Source organism: Ectobacillus funiculus, from assembly GCF_004138295.1.
Taxonomy (GTDB): domain Bacteria; phylum Bacillota; class Bacilli; order Bacillales; family Bacillaceae_G; genus Ectobacillus; species Ectobacillus funiculus.
In genome coordinates this window covers 1-25946 of record NZ_SCFM01000018.1, presented here as the reverse complement: position 1 = coordinate 25946, position 25946 = coordinate 1, and the positions used below count along the sequence as shown (strand labels likewise).

General features: G+C 41.4%; 24 protein-coding genes. 13 read left to right on the top strand and 11 right to left on the bottom strand.

Annotation, left to right across the window (positions count from 1 at the left end):
• Positions 1-379: 379 nt before the first annotated feature.
• Positions 380-1483, top strand: coding sequence for an A/G-specific adenine glycosylase (gene mutY / locus EP737_RS13660; protein ID WP_129728532.1), 1104 nt, complete (start codon positions 380-382; stop codon positions 1481-1483).
• A 140-nt stretch (positions 1484-1623) separates the two neighbouring features.
• Here the strand turns inward: mutY and EP737_RS13655 are convergent, their stop codons facing one another.
• Positions 1624-1848 carry a hypothetical protein gene (locus EP737_RS13655; protein WP_129728531.1) on the bottom strand — a complete coding sequence of 75 codons (225 nt, stop codon included), beginning with the start codon at positions 1846-1848 and terminating at the stop codon, positions 1624-1626.
• 139 nt (positions 1849-1987) lie between these two features.
• On the opposite strand from EP737_RS13655, the gene EP737_RS13650 reads away from it, so the two are divergent.
• From EP737_RS13650 to EP737_RS13635, 4 genes are all read left to right on the top strand, one after another.
• Positions 1988-2188, top strand: a complete 201-nt coding sequence (locus EP737_RS13650) for a gamma-type small acid-soluble spore protein (RefSeq protein ID WP_425455909.1) — start codon at positions 1988-1990, stop codon at positions 2186-2188.
• Positions 2189-2516: 328 nt separating this feature from the next.
• Positions 2517-2768 carry a YgaB family protein gene (locus EP737_RS13645; RefSeq protein ID WP_129728530.1) on the top strand — a complete coding sequence of 84 codons (252 nt, stop codon included), beginning with the start codon at positions 2517-2519 and terminating at the stop codon, positions 2766-2768.
• Between the two features lie 118 nt (positions 2769-2886).
• The gene (gene ntdP, locus EP737_RS13640; protein ID WP_129728529.1) at positions 2887-3417 is read left to right on the top strand and encodes a nucleoside tri-diphosphate phosphatase; all 531 of its coding nucleotides are present in this window, start codon (positions 2887-2889) and stop codon (positions 3415-3417) included.
• A gap of 331 nt (positions 3418-3748) precedes the next feature.
• Positions 3749-5503, top strand: coding sequence for an ABC transporter ATP-binding protein (locus tag EP737_RS13635; RefSeq protein ID WP_129728528.1), 1755 nt, complete (start codon positions 3749-3751; stop codon positions 5501-5503).
• 110 nt (positions 5504-5613) lie between these two features.
• Here EP737_RS13635 and EP737_RS13630 read toward each other — a convergent pair whose 3' ends face one another.
• The 3 genes from EP737_RS13630 to EP737_RS13620 are packed head-to-tail and all read right to left on the bottom strand — an operon-like array spanning position 5614 to position 8507.
• Positions 5614-6432, bottom strand: a complete 819-nt coding sequence (locus tag EP737_RS13630; protein WP_129728527.1) for an ABC transporter ATP-binding protein — start codon at positions 6430-6432, stop codon at positions 5614-5616.
• 18 nt (positions 6433-6450) lie between these two features.
• Positions 6451-7506, bottom strand: a complete 1056-nt coding sequence (locus EP737_RS13625) for a FecCD family ABC transporter permease (protein ID WP_129728526.1) — start codon at positions 7504-7506, stop codon at positions 6451-6453.
• Complete coding sequence (locus tag EP737_RS13620) at positions 7503-8507, bottom strand: FecCD family ABC transporter permease (protein ID WP_129728525.1); 1005 nt, start codon at positions 8505-8507, stop codon at positions 7503-7505. The genes EP737_RS13625 and EP737_RS13620 overlap by 4 nt, the downstream gene beginning before the upstream one ends.
• Before the next feature lie 169 nt (positions 8508-8676).
• On the opposite strand from EP737_RS13620, the gene EP737_RS13615 reads away from it, so the two are divergent.
• Together EP737_RS13615 and EP737_RS13610 are read left to right on the top strand one after the other, a co-directional pair.
• On the top strand, positions 8677-9657 hold the full coding sequence (locus tag EP737_RS13615; protein ID WP_246040258.1) for an ABC transporter substrate-binding protein: 981 nt from the start codon (positions 8677-8679) through the stop codon (positions 9655-9657).
• Positions 9658-10006: 349 nt separating this feature from the next.
• The gene (locus tag EP737_RS13610) at positions 10007-10486 is read left to right on the top strand and encodes a hypothetical protein (protein WP_129728524.1); all 480 of its coding nucleotides are present in this window, start codon (positions 10007-10009) and stop codon (positions 10484-10486) included.
• Positions 10487-10770: 284 nt separating this feature from the next.
• On the opposite strand, the gene EP737_RS13605 is transcribed toward EP737_RS13610, so the two are convergent.
• The 6 genes from EP737_RS13605 to EP737_RS13580 all read right to left on the bottom strand — a co-directional run bounded on the left by EP737_RS13605 (position 10771) and on the right by EP737_RS13580 (position 20301).
• The gene (locus EP737_RS13605) at positions 10771-11142 is read right to left on the bottom strand and encodes a 2Fe-2S iron-sulfur cluster-binding protein (RefSeq protein WP_165350792.1); all 372 of its coding nucleotides are present in this window, start codon (positions 11140-11142) and stop codon (positions 10771-10773) included.
• Between the two features lie 13 nt (positions 11143-11155).
• Entirely contained in the window at positions 11156-12004 is an 849-nt protein-coding gene (locus EP737_RS13600; RefSeq protein ID WP_129728522.1) for a family 1 encapsulin nanocompartment shell protein, read from the bottom strand.
• A 28-nt stretch (positions 12005-12032) separates the two neighbouring features.
• Positions 12033-12593, bottom strand: a complete 561-nt coding sequence (locus EP737_RS13595) for an IMEF encapsulin system ferritin-like cargo protein (protein ID WP_129728521.1) — start codon at positions 12591-12593, stop codon at positions 12033-12035.
• A gap of 301 nt (positions 12594-12894) precedes the next feature.
• A complete protein-coding gene (locus EP737_RS13590; RefSeq protein ID WP_129728520.1) occupies positions 12895-13986 on the bottom strand; it encodes an aromatic acid exporter family protein in 1092 nt (363 codons plus the stop codon).
• A gap of 222 nt (positions 13987-14208) precedes the next feature.
• Entirely contained in the window at positions 14209-18669 is a 4461-nt protein-coding gene (locus EP737_RS13585) for a glutamate synthase-related protein (RefSeq protein WP_425455907.1), read from the bottom strand.
• 324 nt (positions 18670-18993) lie between these two features.
• Positions 18994-20301, bottom strand: a complete 1308-nt coding sequence (locus tag EP737_RS13580) for a glutamate-1-semialdehyde 2,1-aminomutase (RefSeq protein ID WP_129728518.1) — start codon at positions 20299-20301, stop codon at positions 18994-18996.
• Between the two features lie 183 nt (positions 20302-20484).
• Between EP737_RS13580 and EP737_RS13575 the strand changes: the two genes are divergently transcribed.
• The 6 genes from EP737_RS13575 to perR all read left to right on the top strand — a co-directional run bounded on the left by EP737_RS13575 (position 20485) and on the right by perR (position 25277).
• Entirely contained in the window at positions 20485-21501 is a 1017-nt protein-coding gene (locus tag EP737_RS13575) for an ABC transporter ATP-binding protein (RefSeq protein WP_129728517.1), read from the top strand.
• The gene (locus EP737_RS13570) at positions 21494-22285 is read left to right on the top strand and encodes an ABC transporter permease (RefSeq protein ID WP_129728516.1); all 792 of its coding nucleotides are present in this window, start codon (positions 21494-21496) and stop codon (positions 22283-22285) included. The genes EP737_RS13575 and EP737_RS13570 overlap by 8 nt, the downstream gene beginning before the upstream one ends.
• Before the next feature lie 4 nt (positions 22286-22289).
• Entirely contained in the window at positions 22290-23075 is a 786-nt protein-coding gene (locus tag EP737_RS13565) for an ABC transporter permease (protein ID WP_129728609.1), read from the top strand.
• Positions 23076-23120: 45 nt separating this feature from the next.
• On the top strand, positions 23121-23531 hold the full coding sequence (locus EP737_RS13560) for a potassium channel family protein (protein ID WP_129728515.1): 411 nt from the start codon (positions 23121-23123) through the stop codon (positions 23529-23531).
• Positions 23532-23714: 183 nt separating this feature from the next.
• Entirely contained in the window at positions 23715-24176 is a 462-nt protein-coding gene (gene bcp / locus EP737_RS13555; RefSeq protein WP_129728514.1) for a thioredoxin-dependent thiol peroxidase, read from the top strand.
• Between the two features lie 663 nt (positions 24177-24839).
• The gene (perR, locus tag EP737_RS13550) at positions 24840-25277 is read left to right on the top strand and encodes a peroxide-responsive transcriptional repressor PerR (protein WP_129728513.1); all 438 of its coding nucleotides are present in this window, start codon (positions 24840-24842) and stop codon (positions 25275-25277) included.
• Positions 25278-25279: 2 nt separating this feature from the next.
• Here the strand turns inward: perR and EP737_RS13545 are convergent, their stop codons facing one another.
• Positions 25280-25642, bottom strand: a complete 363-nt coding sequence (locus tag EP737_RS13545; protein ID WP_129728512.1) for a YgzB family protein — start codon at positions 25640-25642, stop codon at positions 25280-25282.
• Positions 25643-25946: the final 304 nt, after the last annotated feature.

The window sequence follows — 25946 nt, the reverse complement described above, 5'->3', positions numbered from 1 at the left end:
ACACTTTAAGAAAGTATAACTTTCTAGCTGGAAGATCATTCGACGTAGCGAGAAATTTTAGGAATACAGTGTAAGTGCAACTACGCCTCTGTCTTCGCCCAAGGGCAAGGCTCGCCAATTGGCAAGTTTTCTTTACTGTACTCTTTTGTTTTCTGCTAAACAAGCCCCTTTCCTTCAGTTTCCATTTGCAAAACACTTAGGAATTTTAATGGAATTCTTTATAATGTTATTTATATGCTAAAAAGAAGGTTCTCATAGAAGATACAGACAGTTAATTTTATTTTAGATAAAATAGAACAGGCAAAATCATGCACTTACAGGTTTTTGTAGGGGCAGTTATTTTGCGTTTCTGCTTAAGCCGATTTAGAGGAGGATTAATTTGAAACAAGATGTAAATGTTTTAGACACATTTGATATAAATGGGTTTCAGCATGATTTAATTAGCTGGTTTGAGGCAGAGCAGCGTGACCTGCCTTGGCGCATAAATAAGGATCCTTATCGTGTATGGGTCTCAGAAATTATGCTTCAGCAAACGAGGGTAGAGGCAGTAAAGCCGTTTTATAAAAACTTTATGGGAAAATTTCCAACGCTAGAAGCGTTGGCTGAGGCCCATGAGGATGAGGTATTAAAGGCTTGGGAAGGTCTCGGCTATTATTCCCGTGCACGCAATCTCCATTCGGCAGTAAAGGAGGTAAAAGAGCGGTATGGAGGCAGGGTACCGGATACACCGAAGGAAATTGGAAAACTCAAAGGAGTTGGTCCTTATACGCAGGGGGCAATTTTAAGCATTGCCTATGGTATACCGGAGCCAGCTGTAGATGGAAATGTTATGCGTGTAATGTCACGGATTTTATCTATTTGGGACGACATTGCAAAGCCAAAAACAAGACAATTGTTTGAGAATATTATCCGCGAAGTGATTTCTAAAGACAATCCATCCTACTTTAATCAAGGTCTCATGGAACTTGGCGCCCTAATTTGTATCCCGAAAAATCCAGCCTGTCTCCTTTGTCCAGTACGCAGTCATTGCCGCGCCTTCCATGAAGGAGTGCAAAAGGAGCTTCCTGTAAAAAGCAAAGCGAAGGAGCCGAAGGTTGTTCCTATTGTTGCTGGTGTATTTCGTACAAAAAGCGGCGGTTATATTGTCAATAAGCGTCCTAAGACAGGACTTCTAGCAAATATGTGGGAATTTCCAAATGTAGAGGTGCAGGAAGGGATAAGCAACCATAAGCAGCAGCTCGCATATTACATGCGAGAGGCATTTGGACTTGAGGTAAGTGTAGACGAGTATGCAGCAACTATTCAGCATTCCTTTACACACCGTACTTGGGAGATTTTTGTCTTTTTTGGTGCAGCAGAAGGAACTATACAGGAGTCGGATACGTTGAAGATTCTAACGCCAGAACAGTTTGAGCAATACACATTCTCCCGTTCACACAAAACAATTTTTGAGGACTGTATTGAGAGAGCCAGCCTTTTATAAGGACTGGCTCTGTTTGCACTCTAAGAAAGTATAACTTCCTAGCTGAAAGATCATTCGACGTAGCGAGAAATTTTAGGAATAAAGTGCGAGGGCAGTTATGTCTCTGTCCTCGTTTAACAACTCGCCCATCGACAATTTTCTTAGTCGTACGTAATCTTTGTTCCGTGTGTCCAGTCTGCTTCATGCCGCTGAAAACCACCGCGACCTTCGATTTCCATGATAATTTCTTTATACATTGTTTGGCCTTCCACATTCAAATATGGCAGCATTTGCTGCAAGGAATGATGAAAGTACGCAAGCTCTTCTTTGTTCCACTCATTTTTTGGAGTCATGGATAACTCGGTCATATCTCGCCCGATATACATGAAATCCCCCCTTATCTCGTTTGTTTTAGTTTGAATAATGAGAGGATATCATATGCTCAAAAAATATAGCTTCGGAAAAATTTTCTCAGGATATGAAAAGAACACAATGGTTATATTATCTTTTGTGGAGGTGATAACAATGACTAAACAACAAGGTTATGGCAAAACAACTTCTGGAGCTAGCATTCAAAAAGCGAAGCAAGCAAGCGCTGGTTATGGTGCTGAATTTTCTACTGAGTCAACAGACGTTCAACAAGTAAGAAAACAAAATGCACAAGCTGAAGCGCGCAAATCGCAAGCTTCTAGCAACTTCGGTTCCCAGTCTCAATCTCAACAGTAATGGTAAAGGCACTCTCTTTTTTCAGAGAGTGCCTTTTTAGTTCCATTTGTAGGAGGGTGTAAATTTCAGCTAGAAGCGCATTTGACATAGCCGGAAATTTTAGGAACAAGATATAAATGCAATTACGTTTCTTTCTTTGCTTAACAGCTCACCAATCAGAAGGTTTTTTATGAAGAAATCCCTGAGCCTTCACAAGTAAAATAAATCGTACCCGCTTTTTTGAGTAAACGACATAACTTCTTATTGCTCAACAAATGTAGCCAAAGGAAAAACTGCATGAAAAGCGAATTCTTCTTATTAAATACTTTACTGCAGAGGAGAGAAGAGTGTGAAGCAGTTCGACCTTCTTGTAAGTGAACAGTTAAAAACGATGGACCAGCTTTTGGACTTGCAAACGGAATTAGAGCGGTATAAGAGCTTGGAATACTTACGGGAGCGGGAACGGGATGAGGAAAGCCTGCGGGAGCTGCGTGTAGAAATTCGGAAGAGGCAACAGGAACTTCATCTGCTTCATCAAACCTTTGAGCAGCAAACAAGGCAGGTTATTGAATCCTTTCAGCAAGAGAAAAGTTATACATAATTTAGGAGCCGCCTGCTATCCGAGCGGCGCTACTGTTTTAAAATAGGAGGATAACCGTTATAATAGAAAGAAAAGATCATTACAGAGGCAGCTTCCGAAATGAAAGAAGGGAGAAAACATGGGGTTTCCGAATGAAGGAGAAAAAATACAAATACATAGCTATAAGCATAATGGCTTTATTCATCGAATTTGGGAAGAGACGACAGTTCTAAAAGGGACGTCAAGTCTTGTGATCGGAGCTAATGATCGCACACTTGTGACGGAGTCCGATGGAAGAACCTGGATAACGAGAGAGCCAGCCATTTGCTATTTTCATGGCAGTCAGTGGTTTAACATTATCGGGATGCTAAGACAGGATGGCGTATATTATTATTGTAACCTTAGCTCTCCGTTTGCTTACGACGAGGAGGCCCTGAAATATATTGATTATGATTTAGACATTAAGGTGTATCCTGATATGACATATACACTGTTAGATGAAGATGAGTACGAGAAGCACCGGAGAATGATGAGCTATCCAGATGTAATTGATAAGATTCTAAGGCGCAATGTAGAGCAATTAACGCAGTGGATTCATCAGCGAAAGGGACCTTTTGCTCCGGATTTCATTGATATATGGTACGAACGGTATTTGACATACAGAGGGTAGAGTAGTCTGCTAGATGCATATTCGGCAGGCTTTCTTCACACTTTAGGAAAGGCTAAAGTTTCGCAAAAAGTGAATTCGACATAGTCGGAAATTTTGAGGAACAAAGTGTCAGTGCAAGTTTCTATTCTCGCCAATCGGCGAGTTTTCTTTACACTGTAATAAAATAGGAATTTCTGACTAAAAATGAATTCGGCATAATGGGGAAATTTAGGAATAAAGTATAAGTGCAGCTACGCCTCTGTCTTCGCCCAAGGGCGGGGGCCTGCCAATCGGCGAGTTTTCAGCAGGATGCTTGTGCTATATGTATGAAGAGAAATGGGTGGTGAGTAAAATGGATGGTATCAAGCGGTACCTCCGATTTGTAAGGCCGTACAAGTGGCAAATTGGGGCGACTATTATTATTGGCTTAATTAAATTTGGAATTCCTCTTATTTTACCGCTTTTGTTGAAGCACATTATTGATGATATTATTCAAGGATCCGGCTCGTTGGACGATAAAACGACAGAGCTCGTTACGATTATGGTGGGGGCAATTTTTATTTTTGCTGTGCTTCGTCCACCAATTGAATATTATCGCCAATATTTTGCGCAAAGCATCAGCAATAGGGTGCTCTATGATTTGCGTAAAGCGATTTTTGACCATTTGCAAAGGCTAAGTCTTCGCTATTATTCTAATACGAGGACAGGAGAAGTTATTTCACGTACTATTAATGATGTAGAGCAAACAAAGGATTTTGTAGTTACAGGTTTGATGAATGTTTGGCTTGATACGGCAACGGTCTTTATTGCGATTGCAGTTATGTTTTCTATGAGCGGAAAACTAACATGTATTGCACTGCTTGTGTTGCCTGTTTATGCTGTGGCAGTAAAATATTTCTTTGGTCGTCTGCGTCAGTTGACGAAAGCACGCTCTCAAGCGCTAGCCTCGATGCAGGCTTATTTGCATGAGCGCATCCAAGGTATTTCCGTTACACGGAGTTTTGCGTTAGAAGAGTATGAGAAGGAGCAGTTTAAAGGGAAGAATGGAGAGTTTTTAACAAAAGCACTATCTCATACGAGCTGGACGGCTAGAACCTTTGCTTCTGTGAATACTCTAACAGATTTAGGACCTCTTATCGTGATCGGTTTTGCAGCGTACCAAGTGCTTCATGGGCATCTTACATTAGGAACGATGGTTGCCTTTGTCGGATATATGGATAGCTTGTACAATCCGCTGCGCCGGCTTGTCAATTCCTCTACAACGTTAACGCAGTCATTTGCATCGATGGATCGGGTGTTTGAATTACTTGATGAACCATATGAAATTGTAAATCGTCCTGTTTGTGTGGAAAAGGAACAGATGCATGGAGCTATATCCTTTCGGGATGTATCCTTTCGCTATAATCCAAAAGACCCAGATGTATTAAGGAATATTTCTTTACTTATTGAGCCAGGTGAAAAAGTAGCGCTTGTTGGGTTGAGCGGCGGTGGGAAATCTTCGCTTGTTGGTCTCCTCCCGCGTTTTTATGATGTCACAGAGGGGAAGATTACGATTGATGGCATCGATGTTCGTGACTATGATTTAAAAAATCTGCGGAGTCATATTGGGATTGTGATGCAAGATAATATTTTATTTAGTGATACGATTCGTTCTAATATTTTATACGGAAGACCAGAGGCAACTGAGAAAGAAATAATTGAAGCAGCAAAGGCAGCTCATGCGCATGAGTTTATTACTGAACTGCCAGACGGCTATAACACGATTGTCGGCGAAAGAGGAGTGAAGCTGTCGGGAGGACAGCGGCAGCGTGTTGCGATTGCTCGGGTGTTTTTGAAAAATCCATCCTTGCTGATTTTGGATGAAGCAACGTCTGCACTTGATTTGGAAAATGAGAAATACATACAAGAGGCGTTAGATATTTTGGCAAAGGATCGAACTACACTGATCATTGCACACCGTCTGTCTACTATCACACATGTAGATAAAATTGTATATTTGCAGGATGGAGAAATTAAGGAAGTTGGTACACATGAAGAACTCATGGAACGGCATAGCTTTTATTATAATCTATACCACATTCAGAAGGTAGAATATATAGAGCAGTAAAACCTCCGCAAAATAGTGCGGAGGTTTTTTACACTGTCTGTTGTTTGTATCTTTCTATCTTTCTTGATTATAAATGAGTAAGGTTTGAACTCTCTACTTGTGAAAGTAGCCTATTCTATTGCCATTGCTTTTTGTGGAAGCAGGCATCGTCCTTTTCCATACGGAATGCAAAGAGGCGTACCGAAGATTGGATCAGTCGTTACCTCACAACTCATCCGAAATACATCCTGCACTAGATTTTGCGTAATGATAGCTTCCGGCTGCCCTTGTGCATATACCGTTTTATTCCGAATGGCCACAATATGATGTGCATAGCGGCAAGCTAAGTTTAAATCATGAAGCACCATAACAATTGTACGATTTTCTTTTTCGTTTAAATCAAACAGTAGGTCCAATATTTCGATTTGATGCGTCATATCTAAATAGGTAGTCGGTTCATCTAGCAGGATAATGTCCGTTTCTTGTGCCAATGTCATCGCGATCCAAGCACGCTGCCGCTGTCCGCCTGATAGAGAATCTACCTGCCGCTCGGCTAAATCAGCCATTCCCGTTGCTCGCAACGCCTTCTGAACGCTTTCTTCATCCTGCTCCGACCATTGCTTTAACCACGTTTGATACGGATAACGCCCTTGTTTGACGAGCTGAAGAACGGTCAATCCTTCTGGTGCCTGTGGTCCCTGCGGCAAAATGGCGAGTTGTTTTGCTACTTCCTTTGTGGAAAGTTTTCCGATTTCCTCTCTTTCGAGCAGAACAGTGCCGGAAGCAGGTTTTAATAGGCGGGCCAGCGAACGGAGCAGCGTTGATTTTCCACACCCATTTGCCCCAATAAAGACGGTGATTTTCCCTTGTGGAATGACTAAGTCCAACTCATCTATAATGATAGAATTGCTGTACGATAATGTTAGTTTCTTCGTTTGTAATGCATCCATATATACACCGTACCTTTCTTATGAGTTTCTGCTTCTATATAATAAGTAAATAAAATAGGGTGCTCCGATAGCTGCTGTGAATACACCAGCTGGCACTTCCAGTGGAGATAATATTATTCGACCGATTAAATCTGCCCCCATCATGAGTAGGGCTCCAATTAATGCCGCTGTTGGAATAAGTGCTCCGTAAGAGGAACCGACCAGCTTTCGGGCAATATGGGGTGCGATTAACCCGACAAAAATGATACCGCCTGCAAATGCAACTGATCCTCCGACCAATGCTGTACAAAGCAGCAGTAAATAGAATCGTTGGCGTCCGACTCTATTGCCAAGCCCCGTTGCCAGAGCATCTCCTAATTCCTGGACGTTTAGCTTACGCGCCATCAGCCAGGCAATTAGACTAAGGACCGTAATCCAAGGAGCTAAAACAGCAACATTTTTCCAATTCGATCCATGTACTGTTCCGGTTAACCAGATGTTAGCTTGGCTGGCATTGTGAATGGGACCGAGTACCATAAGTAAAGTAGTAACAGCCTTCAACAGTGCAGCAATACCGATTCCGATAAGTACCATGCGCAGCGGCGTGATTTCACCATGTTTCCAGGATAGTACATATATAAGAAACGCAGTTAAGCTCGCTCCAAGGAACGCGGCGAGCGGCAGCCACTGAATACTGATTGTTAAGGAGCCATTAGTGTCGCTAAACAGCGCTAAACATAAAACAACAGCAGCACCGGCACCGTCTGTCACCCCGATAATTTCTGGAGAAGCAAGCGGATTCCGTACAAGACCCTGCAGGATACTGCCGGCTATCGCGAGACCGATACCCACTAACAGTGCTATTAGAATACGAGGCAGGCGAAATGTCGTAACAACAAGTCTGTCCATCTCATTTCCTTCACCAATCAATGCCTGAAAGACGTGAACAGGTGAGATTTGCATCTCGCCTATTCCTGCGCTTACAAAGAAAAGGCATATTACAGCCCCTAGCAAGCATCCTATTGTAAGGAGCGCTTTTTGCTGCAGCAAAAATGAAATGTTATGACCGATTCTAAGGGGAATGTGCTTTTTCATTTTGCGATGCCTCCTTTTCTAGCAATATAAATAAAGAACGGTGTACCAATCACCGCAGTCATGACTCCAACCGGCACCTCTTGCGGCATTAAAATGTATCGTGCTCCAATATCAGCAGCAAGCAATAAAATCCCGCCGAGCACTGCGCTGTAAGGAAGAACCCATCTATAATCAAGCCCAACAAATGCACGAGCCACGTGCGGAACGATAATTCCTACAAATCCAATAGGTCCTGCCACCGCGACTGAACTTCCGGCTAACAGTATAACAATGAGTACGAGGATGCCTTTTACAAGCTGTGTGCGCTGACCTAGTCCACGTGACACATCATCACCCAATAATAAAATGTTTAGCTTTCCAGCCATTATTGCTGCACCAAGCCAAGCAATGATTAGATAAGGAAGAACACTTGTCAGCATTTCCAGCTTGCGTCCTTGCACGGAACCGGATAACCAAAACAATACTTCATCAAGTAGTGCCTCATTTAGTACAAGTAAGCCTTGAGTAAATGATGAGAATACAGCCCCGATTGCTACTCCAGCAAGTGTAAGTTTAATAGGAGTGAGCCCTTCTCGGCCAATTGAAGCGATGATAAACACAAGACAAGCTGTAACAGCTGCACCAAGAAAAGCAATCCAAGTAAAGGCTTGAAGCGATTGAATTGAAAAAACGGAAACAGAACATACAATAAAGAAGGAAGCTCCAGCGTTAATTCCCAGCAGGCTTGGGGAAGCAAGGGGGTTTTTTGTTAATACTTGCAAAATAGCGCCGGCTACTGCCAAGCTTGCTCCGACAGCTGCTGCAATGAGAGAGCGCGGTAGCCGTACCGTTTTGATGATAATATGCTCATTTGAACCGTTATAATTTGTAAATGCATTTACTGCAGTTTTGATATCTGTATCTACATAGCCATAAATAATACTTGCCCACATACCATAAAGAAGTAACAAGGTAAATAGTAATAGTCCAAGTGCTTTTGTTTGTATGGTTTTACAAATCATTATCTGTATATCCTCTCTTTTGCTCGTTAGCTTCAGTCTAGCGAAGTTCAGATATCCCGTCAATGAGAATGATAACTTTTTTCAATTAACCGTTGACAGAACTTTCTACCATATTGTATCATTCATTTTGTAAATGAAAATCATTATCAATAAAATGGGGGTTACATAAGTGAAAAAGTTTTCTTGGGGTTTGCTTATGCTTGTTTTATCTGTTTCCTTATTGCTAGGCGCATGCGGGAAACAAGAGGAACAGCCAAAAGAAGAAGCAACAAAAACAACCGAAACGTATACGGTAGAGCATGCGATGGGTACAACAGAAATAAAAGGTACACCAAAGCGTATTGTAATCTTAACAAATGAAGGAACAGAAGCTCTCCTTGCTATGGGAATAAAACCAGTAGGAGCCGTACAATCGTGGTTGGGAGATCCATGGTATGACCATATTAAAGATAAAATGAAGGATGTACAGGTTGTCGGAACGGAAAGTGAAGTAAATGTTGAAGCAATTGCGGCATTAAAGCCAGATCTTATTATTGGTAACAAGATCCGCCAAGAGAAAATTTATGACCAGTTGAATGCCATTGCCCCAACAGTCTTTGCAGAAACACTAAGAGGAGACTGGAAGGAAAACTTTAAGCTATATGCAAAAGCTGTAAATCAAGAAGAAAAAGGCAACGAAGTATTAAAGAAATATGATGATCATGTAGCAGCGCTAAAGAAAAAATTAGGTGATAAAGTAAATCAAGAAGTTTCTGTTGTTCGTTTCATGGCCGGAAAAACTCGTATTTACTACACAGATTCCTTCTCTGGAGTTATTTTGAACGAATTAGGATTTAAACGTTCTAAGCAGCAAGAAGCGCTATTTACTCCTGACAATAAGCTTGGCAGCCTTGCTATTGAGGTTGGTAAAGAAGCTATTCCACAAATGGATGGAGATCTGCTCTTTTACTTCACTTATGCTCCGGCAGGTGACCAAGCAGCTTTAGATACTGAAAAAGACTGGACGAACGATCCGCTTTGGAAAAATTTAAATGCTGTTAAGAGTGGAAATGCCCATCAGGTAGATGATGCCATTTGGAATACTGCTGGCGGTGTACTTGCAGCTGAACAAGTGCTAGATGAAATTGAGAAAATGGTGCTTGGTAAATAAGAAATCAGAATTGGAAGCAGCTTTGTAATTGCTGATTTCCTAGCGTGGGGAAAGAGTCCCCAAATGATAAAGTAAAAAGATGGATCATCCTAGAAACTCGTGTATTCACTAAGTTTCTGCGGTGGTTCATTTTTTATACCTTAAGAAAATATAAATTTCGAGCCGGAAGGCAATTGGACGTGGCGAGAAATTTTAGAAATAAGGTATAAGAGCAACTCCGCCTCTGTACAGCCTTTGTCTCGATTATATTAAAGCCCAATATTAGGAAAACAAAACCAATTGACAATGATTATCATTTTCCTTAAAATATTATTGAAAATACTTTTATATTGACTAGGGGAGAAATCGTATGTTTAACATGTTGCATGGGTTAAAAGATATTCATACTGTAATTTCAAATTACCGTAAAATAGGCGGGGCGGCAGAAGCAAGCGTTATTTGTTTATCGTCTGGAGAGATATATCATAACCCAGTATTTACGAATATTGACGTCTCAAAAGGTCAGTATGTTTCCCTATGCTTTATAGATGAAAATGGCACGAACATTATGGTACATGTTGATCAAATTGCTATGATAAAAGAGTTACAGCATAAGTTGATTTGCCAGTTAAACAACAATCATGTAAAACAAATGTTATTAGGCGATACTCTACAATACTTACAAAAGCTGTGTGAAATTAATGATGGATTTGTAACACATACCTTCAAGAAGGAAGCATTAAAGCTTATTCGAGACATAAGTGTAAATGAATTCAAAAAGCATGATATTTCGCTTCCATTTCAAATTGAAGATAATCTTGTTCATTTAAAGGAACGGCTATTTGCATAATCTTGAAAGTGATTGATTCGAAAGTCTTCTCATTAGAAAAATAAAAAAATACAAAATGGATCATCCTATAAACCCTGAATATAGCTGGGTTTTCTCGATGATCCATTTTGTATTTGGTCTCAAGAAGGGCAGTATCATCTTTTGTTTCATTTACACTTTAAGAAAGTATAAATTTCTAGCAGGAAGACAGTTCGACGTAGTTAGAAATTTTAGGAACAAAGTATAAGGGCAACTACGCCTCTGTCTTCGCCCAAGGGCAGGGCTCGCCAATCGGCGAGTTTTCTTTAAGTGATATTTGCCTGACAAGCTAAGCGATAACCGTCGTTTATGCCTTTTTTGAGTTTTTTCTGCTCCTTTTCATTTGGAGAGGATAAGCAGGATGCCCCTTTTACAACTTGAACAGTGCATACTCCGCAGGTTCCCTTTCGGCATTTATACTGCAAAGCTTGGCCTTGCTCCAAAGCGACATCTAATAAATTCCCTTTTGCAGGTCGAACCTCAAATTGTATTTGATTTTGCAGCAGGTTAATGCTGTTAGGATGACGATGCTCTGTAGCAGACGGGCTGGCTTTTACAATTGGATGAATTACCAAGTGGTTAGTCAATAGCATGTGTTTTGGAATAAGAGATCCCACTGTTAACATTCTTTTATTCATGGGCATCGATTCCTCAGCTCTTAGGATCTTCTAATGTACAAATCGCGGAAGGCCGTTTAATCCGCAAAACAATCATTTCATACACACGGAACGGGTGATTCATACCTTCTTCCCCTAAATATGCTGTTTCAAAGTCTTCGGAAACAGCCAAGTCTAAATTATTCCGTCCTGTATTGACTAAAACACCTGTTTTTCCTTTTAAAACTGGTGATTGAAACACCCCGTCCGTAACAAGCTCACGAACATGTTCAATTTCTAGAACATTGGTGTCTTTATGTACACGATGCAATAGTGAGTATAGCTCTGGAGATAAGACTAGAGCAAAGGGGCCATTATGCTTCATTTCAAGCAGCTTGTTTCTAGCTTCAACTACATCTTGAAAAGCGCTTCCTGACTCATACCAATTTCCAATTAAGTGTGTTAATCGGCCTTTTACATTCATTAATCCAGGGATATCAAATTCCTTTGAACCATGGAAAATCATTTGATCCTCTAATATGGCCACATCACGAGCAGCATTTGCAGCTACAGAAAAATCGATAGGAATATCTAATACCTTTGTTTGTTCCAGGTCACGCCAATATAAAACAAAATCTTTGTAAAGTAACGGAATAGTATAATTTACTCGTTTGCTATCCTCGATATCTGTATCAAATGACCCTTGGAAAGCCATCTTTGCTTCGTGATTTTCCATAAAAATATCATTGGAGATACTTTGCACTCCTCTGCCAAGTGGGCCGTACAGCTCAATGAAACGACGTCCAATCAGTTGTTTTCGTGCAGCCTCAATAACGGTCTGATCTAATTGTAAGAAGTCTTGATCTGTTAATGGTGAGTCTGGAAATAGTTGTGATTTACTCATACTTTTTACCTTCTTCCTGCATCTTTACTTATATTAAACTTCCGACCGTAAACCCTTTTTTCTTTTGAGATGATTTGGCAATCGATGAAGAACCTGGCGGAGCTAAATGGTCGTGGTGCTCATCATGATGTGCATGCGGATCGACATAGTTATGGTCAAATTTCGCGTTAATTTCATTTAACATGTTTTTTACTTGTTGATAATCTTGGTAAGAAACATTTCTCATTTGATTTAATTGAGTGCTGCGTTCCTCATCTGTAAATTGAAAGAGTGCTAAATCTAGGTGTTCTACAAAATTATGTAATCCGAATTTTTCAAGGTTTAATTCTTGTAAAAGACGATTAAATTCATTATTGGTGGGTGAAAAACTGTTCTCTTCCTTTTCTTTTTCAAATTTACTAATAAGGGGGATAAGTTCAGCCAGACGCGATAGCCGTTGTTCTTCCTCTTCGTAAATATGATGATAATAAAGGCGTTCATGATCATCTTTTGCATTTTGAATCACGGGTTCTAGTATATTCATAAATTTTTCAATGGCATCTTTAGTAGTAGTGAAGATTTGATAGAAAGCATGTAGTTCGTCTTTCAATCATCACACCTCCTTCTTTAACTAATTTGCATTATTTCCAGTAATCATAAGATTTAGTACATAATTATTATTTTTTCCTTGAAAAGAATCGTAGGAGATCTCGTACCTCCTTGTAATAAAGAAAACTCGCCAATTGGCGAGTTTCCTTTACAAGATAAGAAAGTATAACTTTTCGGGGGGATGTCTAGCTCCCAAGGCCCAAAATGGCAGACTCCAGGCTGAATCTCCGCAAAAGTCAGAAAGCGCCTTTTACTCCGGCCCCCCCTACGCTGCCATAAAAGGCGGGCCTTGTCTGCTTTTCTTATTCATCCTCTCGTTTTTCTTGAATGTGTAATTCATCTTCCGGATTGTTGTGATATGTGTAGAAGCTGCTAATTAACAAGTCAAGATGCTCTACCTTCTCACTGTAATCTATAATAGAAGATACAAGCGGGAAGAGGTGAAGCCACGTTTTATATTGTTCGCTATCCTCGTTAGTTTGATAGGACATAAATGTTTGAATGAGCTGCTGCCTGCATATGGATACTTCATTGAGTATATACGAAGAATGCTGAGTCTTCACCTTACCGATAAATTTCAGCAGCATCTGCTCATGATAATTTACAAGAGAATTGAGCTCATTTTGAATATGATCCTGAAAAGCGGATGGCATACGGTGCAGCTCATTTTCAAGACGATGCAGCAATTTCAGCGTCTCGAGGGCGCGGCTTGTAGTCGCCAGCATTTGGCGGAATAAAACGAGCTTTCTTGATTTTGCGTAACGGGTTTTTTTCGTATAGCTTCTTTCTTCCTGATATAGCAAATACAGATGATTCAGCTTAATCATTTTTTCTTTCATCTTATCTAAGTCTGCTTTTAAACTAGCAAAATCAGATGCTTTTCTACTATTTAAGCGAATCCATTTTAGAATTTCCTCCGTATTTGCTGCCATTCTATGATAAAGCTTTGTCTCATACTTTGGGGGCATAAAGACTAGATTTACAACAGAAGCTGCGAGAATTCCAAACATAATGGTAACAAAGCGCAGTAACGCGAAGTCAAGGAAATCGGCGCCCTCATATTCCATAATCGCAATAACGGTTACGAGAGCAATGGGGATTGTATTTTCCAATCGCAGCTTAAGCGCCAATGCAATGATAATCACAGATGTTAATCCGATAATAAAGGGGTTATTGCCAAAAGCTAATGCAAATGCAATTGCGAAGAGAGCTCCAATTACATTTGCCTGTAATTGTTCTAAAGCCGTTAAGTAAGAACGATAAACAGATGGCTGGATAGCAAATACAGCTGAAATTCCTGCAAGCCCAGGAGAGGGTATTTCAAGCAGTATGGCTGCATACAGCGCTAACGTAATCGCAATCCCTGTTTTTAAAATCCTAGCACCCAATTTCATGATTTTCTAAGATTCCTTTCTGTATTCACGAATTCACATTACGTTACTATACAGGCATTATAAGTGGTTCGCAAGAGGTATTTTGAAAAAGAAAGTGAGAGTCGTGTGGGAAAGGAAAAAATGTATGACAAAAGCACCTGACTCGTGACAGGTGCTTTTGTCTCCCCATATATAGAAAGAGTGTCTAGCTGCATCGACCAGCTTCAATTGGGTAAGAAAATTTCATTCTGTTGATACAGACGGATCTGCCTGCTCTTTTGTTGGAATCACTTCGAAGAAGCTATTTTTGATATCGTCAAGTAAGGAAGAAATGATAGTTGCTTCTTCATATTGCTCATGTGCGTTAAGGATACGGATATAATCTGTCAACATTTCTGTTACATCCGCTACACCTTTTGAGCTGAGTGCCTGCACTGTTACACTTGCCCCCTTGGCGATACGGCGGCGGATCGCAGCTTCTGTTAATCCCATTTCTGGCTGGTGACGTAAGTATACGACTCCGCCCGTCATACCTGCGCAAATCCATGGACCTGGATCTCCTAAAACGAGACCGCGTCCGTTTGTCATATACTCAAAGGCAAAACCTTTAATATTGGAGTGTACGCCAATATTTCCGTGCTCCTGAGCAGGAATTGCTTTGGTAATGCGGCCCCCGATAATCATATCAGCACCAGAGAGGCGGATACCAGCACGTGCATCAGCATTTCCTTGTACATACAAGGAGCCCTTTTGTGCACCGTAGCCGAAGCCTTTACCAGCGGAGCCATTATAGTAGCTGCCGTCTTTTCCCTTTGCCTTCATTACATAAATGCCGCCGCCAAATGATGTTTTCCCGATACCGTCTTGTGCACCGCCGCTGACATGGATGAAAATATCCTTGCTATTAAAGGCACCAAGACCGTTTCCTGGAATTGCATTTGCATATTGAAGCGTAATAGGGTGGAGCGATTCGCCTGCAAGCTTGCTTCGGGTACGATAACAAGACTCTAACGCCCCCATGGCGCGTTGTTCAACGCCGACAGCAACCAATTCTTTTGAGTCTGCCGAGAATTCAGAGGCAGTTTCTTGTTCTGCTGTTGTCAATGTAACTGTTAAGAATGGTTTTGCCTCCAAGACGCGAAGGAGGCGGGATAAATCCATAAGCTGTAAGCCACGGGTCTGTTCAAGTAAATCGGAGCGACCCACAACTTCCTGCAGGCTATTAAAACCTAGCAGACCGACAAGGCGTTTTAGCTCTAATCCAAATGTTGTAAATAAGTTCATAAGTCCTTGCACGGCACCGTCAAATTCACGAGGAACGAAGCGGCGTAATCCATGCTCCTTCGCTTGTGCTTCGGATTCAATTTGCGTTGCAATCCCCACATGACATGTATCGAGATGACAGCCGCGGCAAGTTGTACAGCCAATTGCAATCATAGAGAGTGTTCCAAACCCAACGCGGTTTGCGCCAAGTAGCATCACCTTCAATGCATCAGCTACACTGCGCAGACCACCATCTGCCCAAATTTCGACACTGTCGCGCATGCCCGCTTCAATAAGGGCGTTATGAGCTGCTTTGACACCAATTTCCACTGGCAATCCAACGTGCTGTAGTGCATGAATTCTCGCTGCACCTGTACCACCATCAAATCCACTGATATTTATAAAATTAGCACCTGCCTTGGCAATTCCAACTGCGATGGTTCCAATGTTCGGAACGACTGGCACCTTAACAGCTACTTTTGCTTTATTATTGCCTGTTTTGATTTCAGCGATAATTTGCGCTAAATCCTCAATCGAGTAGATGTCGTGGTTATTAGAGGGTGAGATTAAATCTGAACCGATTGTGGCATTGCGCGCTTCAGCAATTTTCGCTGTTACCTTTGAGCCAGGCAAATGCCCACCTTCACCAGGCTTTGCTCCTTGCCCGATTTTAATTTCGATTAAGTTGGAGGAGTTCAGTAAATCTGCATTGACTCCGAAGCGTCCGGACGCAACCTGTTGTCCACGCGTTTTCGGATATTTGCCGATCATATCCTTAATTTCTCCGCCTTCACCGTTTAAGCTGATCATGTTCAACCGCTCTGCCGCCTCCGCATATGCCCGGAATGCAATTTCGTTTTGTGAACCAAAGGACATGGAGCTGATAATAAACGGTAAATGATGCTCTCCAGCCTTGATACTTACCTTTTCTGTTGGGACAGGAGTCTCAGATTCTTTAAAATCAGCCAAGTGACGGATGGAAATTGGCGTTTTTGTTTCAATGTCCGTCAACTTTTCACGGTAATCATCATATGCATTTCCTTTTGCTACATCGCCAATTGCTTTCCATACACGAGGGAAGATATGGAATGTTTTGCGCATTTTCACGGTTTCTTTGCTATAGTCCTCCGCACGCTGGACGGCGTCCTCCTTCATGCTTTCAAAATTGAATGCAAGAGTATCAGCTCCTAAGAAGTTGACGATATTTAACACCTTTGCAACTTCCTCATGTAATCCGATTGAGGAGAAGAGGCGTCCGTATCCACGCAATTCGTGAATACCGATTGTCGAGATAACCTTTTCTAATCCTTTATTCAAAGCATTATAAAGGTTGAGACAAGGCTTTTCTGTTCCGTCGCTTACCGTCGCTAACATAAGATATGGGTTAATCACATCTGCGCCTAATCCGTATGCGGTCACAAGATCATGCAAGGAGCGGATCGCACCAGAGCGGAGTAAAATGGAACAGTCACGGCGTAACCCAGCCTTAACAAGTATTTGCTGCATCTTTGCTGTAATGAGGTGCGGATCAATCCAGAGGTTTCCGTTTTGATGAGCGTTGCCATCATCTAATACAAGCAATGAAGCACCATTTTTTACAGCGGCAATGGCCTCCTCTGCCAAGCGTTCTAATGCGGCTGCTAATGTTTCAGAACCCTTATAGGTTGCAGATAGCTTGTAAAGAGAATCCTTTGCTGCAAAAAGTCCTGCAAGCTGTTCATAAGAAAGCTGTCCCGCTTGCTCTGCGGCCTGCTGTCCGATTTCTCCTTCTAGTAATACAGGGGAAGGAAGCTCTAAAATTGTTGTTTGCCCTGTTTTTTCAAATAGCGAAGGTCGTTTTCCTATAACTGTACGCGTCGAAAAATGTTCAATTTCGCGGTCGCGGTCAATCGCTGGATTGGTTACAACGGCAACACTTTCTTTTATAAAGTCTGCGATATTGCGCCGGCCGGAATCTAGCGCAGCAAGCGGTGCATCATGTCCGAGAGAACGAATTGGCTCGGCGCCTTTTTCCGCCATTTGCTCAAGCAATTGAATGTTCTCCCGGTCCCATCCGAAAGCTGCATACTGGCGATCCTCTACTTTTAGGTCAGGAGCAACTTTTTCCGCCTTTTGCGGTGTTGGACATTCAAGGTGGCCCCGGTAGTCTGTCAAATTCACACGTTGGCTAAAGCGCTTATATATTTCCTTTTGAAATTGTTCATATTCGTATACAACCATTTCTCCTGCTTCATCCCACTTGAGACCAATTTTTTCCCCTGGTGCAAGTGCCTTTGGCTCAGCTGTATATTCGTTTGGCGGCACGACACCAGGCTCCGAGGAGAAAATGTAAGCTGTTTCTGTCTCTACCTTCCACAAAGGGCGCAATCCTAGGGAATCAACACTGAAGACTGCTTCGTCCTTATAACGGGAAATAATTCCAGCAGGTCCTTGAGCAAAATGCCCCCATCCTTCGCGCATATACGTATATAAATCTTGCAGCTTTTCTTGATAGAGTTTGATCTCATTTATAATTGGCGGAAACAAAAGGTCAACTGCTTCGAACAAGCTGTAATCGTAACGGGAAATGAGTGTGTCAATTGTGCGGTTTAAATCTTGTGAGTCGCTTCCGCCATTTGTTAATGGTACGTTCAGCATTTCTGCCTGATCACGCAGCTTTGCAATCGTATTAATTTCACCGTTATGTCCAAGCACACTGAACGGCTGTACACGGAAGAAGTTTGATAAAGTATTTGTAGAGTATCGATTATGACCAAGAGTCATCGTTGATGCGATAAGCGGGTTTGTTAAATCAGTGTAGTAGTTGATGAGTGTATCTCCTGCCCCCATTACTTTGTATACAACATGATGAGGGCTTAGGGAAGCAACATGAACCTTATCATTCTTCTCAAGTAAAATGGTAAGTTCAAATAACGTGCGTTCCACGTGCTGTATACCTTGCTGCGGCAGCAGGGCAATTTGCCAAAAGACAGGCTCTTCTTTTTGGCCAAGCGGTCCGAGGGCTTCTTTATGTGTCACCTTTTCGCTTTCAAACACAATGTGCAGACCATTATTTGTAAAAGTATTTCTCATTTCAGCTTGCAGCGGGAGTACATCTGCTTTGCGGTCAAGAAAAAAGTGACCGACAACAAAATCGGAGCGATCTGCAATTTGTGGGTCTTGCCCATTTGTCCGCAATTTTTCTTTCCATAATTCTTTTGGGAGATCGATATGAATCCCGATACCATCGCCTTCTCCGTTAATAAAACCGGCGCGATGATTCATTTTGACAAGAGATTGTATACATAAGTCAATATTTGCTTTTGTGGGGATGCGTTTTTTTTCCATAACGGAAACAATTCCGCATGCGTCATGTTCTGAGTTGTGAAAGTCTTGAAAAAGCGCAGGAGTCCATTTGTTTGTCATCGCGAGGGCCTTGACTGGAAGGCCATTCACCTCCATACATTTTTTTGAAAATAAGACTTTTCTAAATTATTAGAATATTCAAGGCGAATAATGCCCAAATATACACCAAAGAAGAATGAGGTACCCTTTACACTGTAAGAAAGTATAAATTTCTAGCTAGAAGCCAATTCGATGTAGTGGAAAATTCTGGGAATACAGTATAAGTAGGGCTGCGTCTCTGTCTTCGCCCAAGGGCGGGCTCGCCAATCGGCGAGTTTTCTTTATGAAGTGACTAGGAATAATTATACTACTGATTGTTTGTTTGTTAAACTAGGAGGAGAGAAAAAACAGGGACATTCATCCTGTTTTTTCTTTTTAATATTAAGTGTTCACAAATTCTTTAGAAAGCTGCTCAAAGGCATTTCCTACGGCTTCAACTGTATGTTCAATATCCTCTTTGGAATGCTCTGTTGTAAGGAACCATGCTTCATATTTGGAAGGAGCAAGATTGATTCCTTGCTGCAGCATAAGCTTGAAGAACCTTCCGAACATTTCGCTGTCAGTGTTTTGGGCGTCCTCATAGTTTTCAATTCGTTTTGTTGTGAAAAACACTGTTAGAGCACCTTTTAAACGATTGATGGTGATAGGGATGTTATGTACCTTTGCTTGTTCTGCAATCCCTTTTTCCAGCTGAGCACCGAGTTCGTCGAGTCTTTCATATACCCCATCTTGCTTTAGGACTTCCAAGCAGGCGATTCCAGCAGACATAGACGCAGGATTGCCTGCCATTGTTCCTGCTTGATATGCAGGTCCAAGCGGTGCAACTTGCTCCATAATCTCTTTTTTGCCGCCATAGGCGCCAATAGGAAGACCACCGCCAATAATTTTTCCAAGGGCGGTTAAATCGGGAGTGACGCCAAGTAAATTTTGCGCTCCACCATACATAAAGCGAAACGCTGTAATGACCTCATCATAAATGACAAGAGCCCCAGCTTTATGAGTTAATTCATTAACAGCCTCCAAAAATCCTTCTTTAGGCGACACAATTCCAAAATTTCCTACAATCGGCTCGACAAGAACAGCCGCCACTTCATGGCCCCATTTCTCTAGAGCAGCCGCAAAGGTTTCCACATCATTAAATGGAACGGTAATAACCTCCTGGGCAATGCTTGTTGGAACACCAGCAGAGTCAGGGGTTCCGAGCGTAGATGGACCAGAGCCTGCTGCAACGAGAACAAGATCAGAATGCCCGTGATAACAGCCCGCAAATTTAATAATCTTTGTACGACCCGTATAAGCGCGCGCGACACGAATTGTTGTCATAACTGCTTCTGTTCCAGAGTTTACGAAGCGAACCTTATCCATAGAAGGAATTGCTTCTTTGAGCATTTTTGCGAATTGTATTTCAAGCACCGTCGGCGTTCCGTATAGTACACCGTTCTCCGCCGCAGCTTGAATCGCTTTTGTAATATGAGGATGCGCATGGCCTGTAATAATAGGGCCATATGCTGCTAAATAATCAATGTATTTGTTGTTATCCACATCCCAAAAATATGCTCCTTTAGCACGTTTCATCACAACAGGCGCACCACCGCCGACCGCCTTATAGGAACGGGATGGGCTGTTTACACCTCCGACGATATGCTGCAATGCTTCTGTATGAAGTTGTTCTGATTGAGTGAAGTTCACTTCTTTTGCTCTCCCTTCAAGTGATCTACTCTATATGGAGTATGATGCAAGCCTTATTGTAACATGTTTTTTCTGGTTTATGGCAAGGAAGGCATAATGTTTGTGCTGCATGGTGAGCTTGGGTAAACTATTCGTTGTGAGTATTCCAGTCTGCCTATAGGTAGCATAAAAAGGGGGAACAGCATGAGCAGCAACGCAATTGAAGTAAAAGACTTACGAAAAGAATTTGTTGCCTATTCAAGCCGCTCTGGGCTAAAGGGCGCTTTTAGGGATTTGTTTAATCGTAACTATAAAGTTGTTCGCGCAGTAAACGATATCTCCTTTACTGTCAAGCAAGGAGAGATGATCGGATATATAGGAGAAAACGGGGCCGGTAAATCAACGACGATTAAAATGCTAACGGGAATCTTAACGCCGACGAGCGGGCGGATTACCGTGAATGGAATGAATCCGCATAAGGAAAGAGAAAAGTTTGTTCGGTCTATCGGTGTTGTGTTTGGACAACGCTCGCAGCTTTGGTGGGATATTGCTGTTCAAGAATCATTCCGCCTGTTAAAAAAGGTGTATGGAGTGTCTGATGAACAGTATGAAGCACATATGGGACATATTATTGAAACACTTGATATTAGCGCCCTTCTTGATAAACCTGTTCGTAAGCTTTCTCTTGGACAACGAATGCGCTGTGAATTAGCAGCTGCATTGCTTCATAACCCACCTCTTTTATTTTTGGATGAACCGACAATCGGTCTTGATGTACTTGTGAAGCTAAAAATTCGCGACTTTTTAAAGGAAATTAACGCAAAGTATAACACGACAATTTTACTTACAACACATGATATTTCAGATATCGAGGCATTGTGCGAACGTGTTGTAATGCTAGATGAAGGGAAAATTATCTATGATGGTTCCCTTGAAAAGCTCCGTGCTCAATGGGGGGATGAGAAAGAAATACAATTCCAGTTTTCTTCTCCTATTTCCTATCAGCAGCTTGCGGTGCTTATGCCTGATAGTGATGTAAGCTGGACACAAGGAAATGGTCCTAATGTTTGGGTGGCACGTATTCCAAATGAGGAAATTGTGTTATCCATGCTTATCGCAAAAGTTGCGCAGACATTCCGTATTCAAGATATGAAGGTAAATGAGGTATCAACAGAGGAAATTATCCGGAACATCTATGAAGAGGGCGTTGTGCATGGATAAATATATCGAAATGATTCGGATTCGGTTTTTAATGATGCTTGCCTATCGTTCTAATTATTATAGTGGGATCATTATTTATACGATTAACATTGCGGCGTATTATTTTTTGTGGACGGCAATTTATGGTGGGAAAGAGAGTATTCAAGGGCTATCTGTAGCCCAGATGACCACATATGTAGCAGTAGCTTGGATGGCGCGTGCATTTTACTTTAATAACATTGATCGGGAAATTGCAGCGGAGATTAAAGAGGGACGTGTAGCCGTCGAGCTCATTCGTCCTTATAGTTATTTAGGAATGAAGGTAATGCAAGGATTAGGGGAAGGGATTTTTCGTTTGTTCTTCTTTTCAATCCCAGGCATGATATTAGTGGTACTGTTATTTTCTCTTAGTATTAAGCTGAATCCTTATACACTATTGTATTTCTTTATCTCCCTTTTGTTCAGTTTTATTATTAATACGCAAATCAATTTAATGACTGGTATGATCACATTCTTCTTATTTAATAACGATGGGATCATGTACGCAAAGCGAGTGACTATTGATTTATTCTCCGGCTTACTGCTGCCAGTTAGTTTTTATCCAGTTTGGGCACAGCACATTATGGCGTTTTTTCCATTCCAAGCAATCAGCTATATTCCAAGCATGATTTTTACAGAAGGTATGCAGGGGAGAGCAATTTGGAATGCAATTTTATTTCAGGCTGTTTGGTCAGTTGTTCTCTTTATCCCGATTTTGATTATGTGGAACATGGCTAAAAAACGGCTTGTAGTGCAAGGAGGGTGAAATGATCATGTATATTCGTCTCTTTTTGCAATATGCGGCGCAGTATATGAAAACAAAGCTGCAGTACCGCGGAGATCTTGTTGTAGGGCTGTTATCCGATATGCTTCTTCAAGCGGTTAATCTTGTTTTTATTCTAGTGGTGTTTGGGCATACACAGGTGCTGCAGGGATGGACGCGTGAGGAAATTATTTTTATTTACGGCTTTTTTCTTGTTCCTTTTGCAATATTCTCATCATTTTTTAATATTTGGGATTTTAATGATCGGTATATTGTAAAAGGGGAGATGGATCGTATTCTGACAAGACCTATTCACAGTTTGTTTCAGGTAGTGCTGGAAAAGATGGAGCTGGAATCGTTGCTCGGTGGTGTGACGGGACTTCTGATTATGGGATATGCGTCAGAAAAACTAGGCTTATCGTTTCATTGGTATGACTTGTTCCTTTTTCTTGTGATGGTACTAGGGGGAGCTCTTGTGTACGGAGGCATTTTCGTTTCGCTTGCTAGCATCGGTTTTTGGTCGGATGCAAGGAGCTCGATTATGCCGCTCATGTATAACATCGGCAACTATGGACGTTACCCTGTGAATATTTACAATCAAGTGATTCGCTTTATTCTAACATGGGTGCTGCCTTTTGCTTTTGTTGGCGTATATCCGGCATCCTATTTTTTAAGGCGGACGGAATGGTATAGCTACGCTTTTTTAACACCGGTGATGGGGCTGCTGTTCTTTGGAATGGCTCTAGTGCTTTGGAACATAGGCGTAAAGCGTTATCGCGGTGCTGGGAATTGATATAATTTGTCCCATTGCCTCATACAAATAAAATGAGGTGGGAGCATGGGATGGTTTGCGCTTTTAATAGTTGCGATGATCGCGATTATTTTCAGTATGAGATCGCTTTGGGTAGCAATGAGGATAGATCGTCACTTTTTCTCCGTCCATAATTTATTTTTATTATCCCTTATCTATACAACTGTTCTTATTGCGTTTGGCATAAGTTATTTAGTGCTTGAAGAAGTGGGACTTCCTGTCTTAGAAGAAGATGGGAAGATTTTAGATGTACATTCGTTTCAAATGGTGGAGGTATGTATGTATTTTAGTGCGATTACATTGCTATCTGTCGGGTATGGAGATATTACACCGGTTGGTATCGGCCGCTGGATAGCAATTATAGAAGCTCTTGTTGGCTACACCATGCCCGCTGCCTTTGTAGCACGTACATTTATGGAGCATGAAAAACGGGATTAGATTTTGTTACACTGTAAGAAAGGATAATTTCCGGCTAGAAGTGAATTCAACGTAGTCGGAACTTTTAGGAATACAGTATAAGTAAGGCTACGCCTCTGTCTTCACCCAAGGGAAGGGCCTGCCAGTCAGCGAGTTCTCTGGATGATTGACCGAGAAGAATATTTAATTGAGGAGATGTGGGAAATGATAGAAGTTGGTAAAGCAGCACCGGATTTTGCTCTCCCGGCAAGCAATGGGGAGCTGGTGAAGCTGTCGGATTATCGGGGTAAAAATGTTGTGTTATATTTCTACCCGAAGGATATGACACCCGGTTGTACGACAGAAGCATGTGATTTTCGCGATGCATACGGAGTGTTTAATGAGCAAAATACGATGATTCTTGGAATTAGTCCAGATCCAGTGAGCAGACATCTTAAGTTTATTGAAAAATACAGCTTACCATTTTTGCTGTTGGCAGATGAGCAAAATGAAGCTGCGGAGCTGTATGGGGTATGGAAGTTGAAGAAGAACTTTGGGAAAGAATACATGGGCATCGAACGGTCCACATTTCTTGTTAATAGTGAAGGAGAAGTAGTTAAGGAATGGCGCAAGGTAAAGGTCAAGGGACATATGGAGGAAGTACTTGCAGCTGTTAAAGAAATATAGAACAAAAAGAGGGCTGACAGGCTGAGGTGGGTTTGTTTTTTCCTTAATAAAGAAAATGGCAGGCAGTCTGAGTAAAAAGTAATAGTAAATGCACAAATTTTTAAGGTGATATAGGTCATTCGTCTATACCCATTTTTGTTGCCGCGCATATTGTAAAAGCAGGGCATACCTCCTCAGATGATAGCCTTTTTAGTGCGGAAACGATTTCCGCATTTTTTTTGCGGTTGTTTCTCTGAATGTAAAAGCAATAAAGGAAAATCTTCTTTTTGCACTGTTAGGAAAGGATAAATTTCTAGCTAAAAGGCATTCGACGTAGTCGGAACTTTTAGGAATACAGTATCAGGGCACCTACGCCTCTATCTTCACCCAAGGGCCGGGCTTGCCAGTCGGCGAGTTTTCTTTAAGGCTGTAGGAAAGCATAAGTTTCCAGTTAGAAGTGAATTCGACATAGCAGGAAATCTTAGGGACAAAGTGCACCTACGCCTCTGTCTCCACCTAACGGCTCGCCAATCAGCGAGTTTTCGTTAAAGGTAAAGTGCTGTACAAAAATTGGTTTGTGATAAAAGCCAGATGAATATGGGAGAAATATTGACAGGGTGAATAAAAAAGCTGTACACTGATTATAAATATTATAAAGTAATAATTCATATAGAATTGGGGTGCATGACGGTGGTCAAAGAAGAATTGAAAGAAGCATTAGAGCAGTTGAAAGGCACGGGTGTGCGTATTACTCCACAACGTCATGCCGTTTTAGAGTATCTTGTGGAATCGATGGCTCACCCAACAGCCGATGAAATATACAAAGCGTTAGAAGGCAAGTTTCCAAATATGAGTGTAGCAACTGTTTACAATAATCTTCGTGTGTTTAAAGAGGTAGGACTTGTAAAAGAACTCACCTACGGAGATGCTTCCAGCCGTTTTGATTATGTAACTCATCATCACTATCATGTAATTTGTGAAAATTGCAGTAAAATCGTGGACTTCCCTTATACCGGATTGGATGAGGTAGAGCGGAAGGCTGCAGAGCAAACGGGGTTTGTTATTAAAAATCACCGTTTAGAGCTTTATGGTATTTGTCCAGATTGCAATAAAGAAGGCTGACATTAATTGTCAGCCCTTTTTTGTTTTCGATTATATGTCTCATCAAATTCTTTGCCCTCTAGTTCGCGATCCATTGTTAACGGTTGTTTGCAGTACATACAGGCATCAACGCGACCAAGCATTTTTGTTGGCTTTCCGCAGGTTGGACAAACAACCTGAACCGTTTTAGTAGAAAGCATACCAATCCAGAAGTAAACAACTGTGCTTAGGATGATGGCTAAGAAGCCGATTAGAATAAACAAAGCCATTACAAGCGGGGATTCTCTAAAGAATACACCCAGATACGAAATAAACAACCCCGCAAATACTAAACCTAAAGCAAACGTGCGGATTTTATTAATTTTATTCGAGTACTTGATTCCCATCCCATCATGCCCCCTTAAGAAATAATATAGCACAACTATCTTTCGGCTTTCATATAAAATGATATGGATCTGAGGAATGAGGTGGGCAGAGAATTGAGGAGAACATAGAGAACTGATTTTTTACAAAAAAGATATTGACCCTATAAATTCAGTGTGCTATATTAATAAACGTCGCTGATGCGAAAGAGTATAAAGCGATAAATTAAAAAATGTTGACACCTTGATGAAGAGGTGTTAGTATGAATAAGTCGCTTTGAGCGATGTATAGTTCTTTGAAAACTGAACAAAACACAAAACGTCAATG